Annotated in this window: 2 protein-coding genes; both read left to right on the top strand. The window is 71.0% G+C overall.

Annotated elements, in window-relative coordinates:
- Positions 1–9 precede the first annotated feature (9 nt).
- Positions 10–4,410, top strand: a complete 4,401-nt coding sequence (locus AQI88_RS48715; protein ID WP_279616602.1) for an SDR family NAD(P)-dependent oxidoreductase — start codon at positions 10–12, stop codon at positions 4,408–4,410.
- A gap of 38 nt (positions 4,411–4,448) precedes the next feature.
- On the top strand, positions 4,449–6,366 hold a 1,918-nt coding region (locus AQI88_RS46360), incomplete at its 3' end, for a type I polyketide synthase (RefSeq protein ID WP_159050535.1).

The raw sequence follows: 6,366 nt of genomic DNA, 5'->3' as shown, positions 1-6,366 counted from the left end.
GCGCGGGTTGTGGCGTTGCGCAGCCGGGCGTTGGCCGGGCTGGCGGGCACGGGCGGGATGGTCTCGGTGCCCGCCGGACTGGACGAGGTGCGGGAGTGGATCTCCCGCTGGGGCCAGGATCTGTCGGTGGCGGCCGTCAACGGCCCCCGACAGGTCGTGGTGGCCGGAGACGCGCAGGCATGCGTTCAGTTCGCGGACGCCTACGCCGATCGCGGCGCCCGGCAGATCGCGGTCGACTACGCCTCCCACACCGCGCACGTCGAAGCCGTCAAGGACCGTCTGGCCGAGGACCTGGCCGGGGTGTCTGCGGGCAGTAGCCCGGTGCCGTTCTACTCCACGCTCGAAGCACGCGTGGTGGACACTGCCGAGCTGGATGGCGGGTACTGGTACCGGAACCTGCGTCAGACGGTGCGGTTCGGTGAGGTCATTGCCGCGCTGGCGGCGGAGGGCCACCGGGTGTTCGTGGAGGTCAGCCCGCATCCGGTGCTGGGTATGGCGATCGCGCAGGCCGGTGAGGACCTGGTGGCGGCGGCTACTTTGCAGCGCGGCGATGGCGGCCGCGGCCGCTGGCTGACCGCGCTGGCCGGTGCTTTCGCGGCTGGTGTCGAGGTGGACTGGGCAACGGTGACCGCCGATGGCGCGAGGAAGGTTGCTCTGCCGACCTACCCGTTCCAGCGCGAGCACTACTGGCCGAAGGCCGTCACCGCTCGTGGGGATACCTCGTCGGCTGGTCAGCAGCGTTCTGGGCATCCGTTGTTGGTGGCCGCGGTGTGGTTGGCCGTGGGCGACGGGCTGGTGTTGACGGGTCGTCTGTCGCTGGCCGCGATGCCGTGGCTGGCCGATCACGCGGTCCACGGCACGGTCCTGCTGCCCGGCACCGCGTTCGTGGACCTGGCGGTCCACGCCGGCGACCTGGCCGGGTGCGGTGTCCTGGAGGAACTGACGCTCCAGGAGCCGCTGGTCCTGTCGGACCATGGCGGCGTGCAGCTGCAGATCCATGTCGGCGACAGCGATGGCGACAGTGGTCGGCGAACCATCACGGTCTCCTCCCGCGAAGGGGATGGCGAATGGCTTCGGCACGCGGTCGGCGTGCTGGCCCCGGCCGATGGTGAGCCCGTTCCGGCCCCGCTGGGTGCCTGGCCTCCGGCCGGCGCGGAGTCGGTTCCGGTCGACGACGCCTACGAGAAGTTCGCCCAGCGCGGTTACGGCTATGGGCCGGCGTTCCAGGGCCTGCGTCAGGTCTGGCGTGCCGAGGACACCGTCTACGCCGAGGTGGAGCTGCCCCAGGCCGCAGAAGCCGATGTTGCCGGGTTCGGCCTGCATCCCGCCCTGCTCGACGCCGCCCTGCACGGTCTCCTGGCCGCCGGCAGCAGCAATGGCAGTGGTGGGACTGGGTTGCCGTTCGCGTGGTCGGGGGTGCGGCTGCTGGCGGGCGGTGCCCGCCACCTGCGGGTGGTCTTGGCCCGCGGCGTGGGCGGCGTCTCGGTGACAGCGTTTGACGGTGTCGGTCAGCCGGTGTTGGAGGCCCGGTCGTTGGCGTTGCGTGAGGCGTCGGCTGGTCAGTTCGCTGGGTCTGGTCGGCAGGTGCGGCAGTCGCTGTTCACGGTGGACTGGGTCCCGCTGACGGCGCCTCAGGCCTCTGATGCCGTCGTGCAGTGGGCGCGGCATGGCGAGTCGGTCGGGTCCGAGCTGGCGCCGGTGGTTGTTGCGGCAGTGCCGGTGGCTGCGCCCGGGACTTCGGCGCCGCAGGCGGCCCACCTGGCTGCCGCGACGGTGCTGGGTTGGGTGCAGCAGTGGCTGGCCGATCCCGAGACCGACGGTTCGCGGTTGGTGATCTGGACCCAGGGCGTGGCCGCCGGGCAGGACCTGGCCGGCGCAGCGGTGGCGGGCCTGGTCCGCTCCACGCAGTCGGAGCACCCGGGTCGCCTGCTGCTGGTCGATGTCGACCCGGCGGCCGGCCTGGACCCCACCCACGACGCCGACGTGGACACCGTCCTGGCTGCGCTCCTGGATGCCGACGAGCCTGAGGTCCGCATCCGCCCCGCTACTGACGGCGGGGGAGTCGCGGCATTCGGTCGACGGCTGGCCCGGGCCGGTGCGTCCGGTGAGTTGGTGCTGCCGGGTGGTTCGGGCTGGCGGGTTGAAGTGACCCAGCCGGGTGACCTGGGCAGTGCCGCTGTGATCGATGCTCCCGAGGTGGGCGCCGAGTTGTCGGAGGGTCAGGTCCGGGTGGGCCTGCGTGCGGCGGGCGTGAACTTCCGCGACGTGGTCGCCGGGCTGGGGATGGTCTCTGACGGCCGGGTCCTCGGCGGAGAAGGCGCCGGGGTTGTCCTGGAGACCGGCCCCGGAGTAACCGGTCTGACTGTGGGTCAGCCGGTGATGGGTCTGGTGCCCGGTTGGGGGCCGGTCGGGGTTGTCGACAGCCGGTTGGCGGCCGCCATCCCGCGGGGTTGGTCGTTCCAGCAGGCTGCGGCAGTGTCGGTAGGGTTCCTCACCGCGTTCTACGCGTTGCGGGATCTGGCCCAGGCTCGTCCCGGCCAGCGAGTCCTCATTCATGCCGGTACTGGTGGTGTGGGTACGGCTGCGGTGCAGTTGGCTAAGGCGTGGGGCTTGGAGGTCTTCGCGACCGCCAGTCCGGCCAAGCAGGCCGCGTTGCGGGCGATGGGTGTGGACGAGAGCCACATCGCCTCCACTCGTGATCTGGCCTTCTGTGAGCGGTTCCTGGCCGTGACCGGCGGCGAGGGTATGGACGTGGTCGTCAACGCCCTGGCCGGGGAGTTCACGGACGCCTCGCTGCGGTTGCTGCCGCGCGGCGGTCAGTTCGTCGAGATGGGCAAGACCGACATCCGGAACCCCGAGCAGGTCGCCCAGACCTACCCCGGAGTGGTCTACCAGGCCTTCGACCTGATGGACGCCGGCGTGCCGCGAGTCGCGGAGATGTTCGCCGAGCTGGGGGCGATGTTCGAGGCGGGGACGCTGGTTCCGCCGCCGGTGACGTGTTTCGAGCTGTCGCAGGCTGTGGCGGCGCTGCGGTATCTGCAGGCGGCCCGGCACCTGGGCAAGGTCGTGCTGAACGTCCCGGCCGAGTGGGATCGGCAGGGCACGGTGCTGGTCACGGGTGGGACCGGGACGCTGGGCGGGGAGTTGGCCCGGCACCTGGTGGATGCCCGTGGCATGCGGCACCTGCTGCTGATGTCGCGGCGTGGCCCGGCGGCGCCGGGAGTGGCTCGCCTGGTCGCGGAGTTGGCGCAGTCGGGTGCGGCTGTGCGGGTGCAGGCCGGCGATGCCGCCGACCGCGACGCCCTCGCCTCGGTGCTGGCCAAGATCGGGGCTGAGCGGCCGTTGACGGCGGTGGTGCATGCCGCTGGTGTGATCGATGACGCGACGGTGGAGTCGCTGACGCCTGAGCGGATGGCGACGGTGCTGTCGGCGAAGGTCGACGCGGCGTGGAACCTGCACGAGTTGACCGAGGGCACGGGTCTGGCCGGGTTCGTGCTGTATTCCTCGGCTGCGGCTGTCATGGGCAGTGCGGGGCAGGGGAGTTACGCCGCGGCCAACGCGTTCTTGGACGCGCTGGCCGTCTACCGCCGCGACCGGCACCTGGCTGGTCAGTCGCTGGCCTGGGGGCTGTGGGCTCAGACCTCGGAGATGACGGGGCATCTGGAGGGTGCGGGCCTGTCGCGTCTGCGTCGCGGTGGTGTTCAGCCGATGACGACGGAGCAGGGCCTGGCGCTGTTCGAGGCTGCCGCCGCGCTGGGTGCGCCGTTGGCGGTCCCGGCCCGGCTGGACCTGACGGGGCTGTCTCGCGGAGGACGGCCGGTGCCCGCGTTGCTGCGCGGCTTGGCCGCTGGTGGTGTCTCCGCACGCCCGACCGCAGCCGTGGCCACGGCCGCGGACGCGGGTGGTCTCGCGGCTCGGCTGGCCGCGCTCTCTCCCGCCGATCGTGAGCAGGAAGTCCTGCAGATCGTCCGGGCCGCCGCGGCCGTTGTCCTGGGCCATGCCCGACCCGGGGACATCGATCCCCAGCGGGCCTTCCGCGACATGGGCATCGACTCCCTGACCGCGCTGGAACTCCGCAACCGGCTCTCGGCCGAGACCGGCCTGAGCCTTCCCGCCACCCTGGTCTTCGACCACCCCGTCCCCCTGGAACTCGCCCGGCACCTGCACGACCAGCTGGTACCGCGCCAAGCCGGCGCCATTGAGACTGCCCTGGCAGATCTGGACGGTCTGCGCGCTGTGTTGTCGGCTGTGCCCCTCGACGATGCCGATCGCGGGCGGATCACAGAACAGTTGTATGCCCTCATGGCGGACTGGCGGGCGCAGGGATCAGAGGCGGACGACGAGGACGACCTGGACTCGGCCACGAACGAGGATCTGTATCAGATCGTCGAGCGTGGGTTCGATAAGTAGCTGAATTGTCTGCCGCGAAACAAGGAGCAACTAGACACATGTCCGAGGAAGACAAGCTTCGGGACTATCTGAAGCGGGCCATCAACGACGGTCGGCAACTGCAGAACCGACTGCAGAGGCTTGAGGAGAGCATTCGCGAGCCGGTGGCGATCGTGGGCATGGGCTGCCGGTTCCCGGGCGGGGCGGAGGACCCGGAGGGGTTCTGGCGGTTGGTTGCTGGAGGCTCCGATGCGATGTCGGGGTTCCCGGCGAACCGCGGCTGGGACGTGGCCGGCCTGCCTGACCCGGACTCCGGTGATGGGGGTGCGGGTTATGCCCCGGTGGGTGGCTTCCTGGATGGTGCTGGTGATTTCGATGCGGAGTTCTTCGGGATCAGTCCGCGTGAGGCGCTGGGGATGGATCCCCAGCAGCGGCTGTTGCTGGAGACCTGCTGGGAGGCACTGGAGGACGCGGGGATTGCCCCGGGGTCGCTGCGGGGCACCGACACCGGCGTCTACGCCGGCATCATCACGTCCGGCTACCGCGTCGGGGGGCAGGACGGTGCGGGCGGCTATGGGCTGACCGGAACCATGGCGAGTGTGGCGTCGGGTCGGGTGGCGTACTCGCTGGGGTTGCAGGGTCCCGCGGTGTCGGTGGACACGGCGTGTTCGTCCTCGCTGACGGCGATTCACCTTGCCGCGCAGGCGCTGCGGTCCGGGGAGTGCGGGATCGCGCTGGCCGGCGGGGTCACAGTGATGGCCAGCCCGGGTGCGTTCACGGAGTTCGCGCGGCAGCGGGGGTTGGCTGCCGATGGCCGGTGCAAGCCGTTCGCGGAGGCGGCCGATGGCACCGGGTGGGGTGAGGGTGTCGGCGTCCTGGTTCTGGAGCGGCTGTCGGATGCCCGCGCTCGTGGGCACCGGGTGTTGGCGGTCGTGGCGGGCAGTGCGGTCAACCAGGACGGGGCCAGCAATGGCTTGTCGGCGCCGAACGGGCCTTCGCAGCAGCGGGTGATTCGGGCCGCGTTGGCCAGCGCAAGACTGCGGGCGAGCGATATCGATGTGGTGGAGGCGCATGGCACTGGTACGGCGCTGGGTGACCCGATTGAGGCGCAGGCGCTGCTGGCGACGTATGGTCAGGATCGGCCGGAGGGTCGGCCGTTGCTGCTGGGGTCGGTGAAGTCGAACATCGGTCACACGCAGGCCGCTGCCGGTGTGGCTGGTGTGATCAAGATGGTGCAGGCGATGCGGCACGGCATGCTGCCCCAGACGCTGCACGTGGACGCTCCGTCCTCGCATGTGGACTGGTCGGCCGGGGCAGTGGAACTGCTGACCGCCCCCCGGGAGTGGCCGGCGGGTTCTGGCCCGCGTCGTGCGGGTGTGTCGGCGTTCGGGATCAGCGGCACCAACGTCCACCTCATCCTCGAGCAGCCCACCCAGGACGTCCCTGCCGTGGATGCTCCTGTCCTGGACGGGCCGGAGTCTGTGGGTCCGGTGGCGTGGGTGGTGTCGGCGCGGTCTGCTGCGGCGCTGGCTGCGCAGGCGGGTCGGTTGGCGGAGTTCGTGGCGGCGCGTCCGGAGGTCGCGGCCAAGGATGTGGCGTTGTCGTTGGCGGTGACGCGGACGACGGCGTTCTCGCACCGGCTGGCGGTGGTCGGCCAGGACCGTGCCCAGCTGCTGGAAGGCCTGGGCGCTGCCGCCGCGGGCCAGGAAGCACCCGGGGTGGTGACCGGTGTGGTGAGCGGGGTTGCTGGTTCGGTGTCGCGGCCGGTGTTCGTGTTCGCGGGGCAGGGTGCGCAGTGGGCCGGGATGGGCCTGCAGTTGTGGGACGAGGAGCCCGTCTTCGCGGCGGCGATGGAGCGCTGTGAGCGGGCGTTGGCGTCGTTCGTCGACTGGCAGTTGCGCGAGGTGCTGGGCGATGTGGAGTTGTTGGCGCGGGTGGATGTGGTCCAGCCGGCGTCGTGGGCGGTGATGGTGAGTC

It is taken from the genome of Streptomyces cellostaticus (assembly GCF_001513965.1).
GTDB lineage: Bacteria > Actinomycetota > Actinomycetes > Streptomycetales > Streptomycetaceae > Streptomyces > Streptomyces cellostaticus.
The sequence above is the reverse complement of the archived record's forward strand: the minus strand, read 5'-3'. Positions and strand labels throughout refer to the sequence as shown.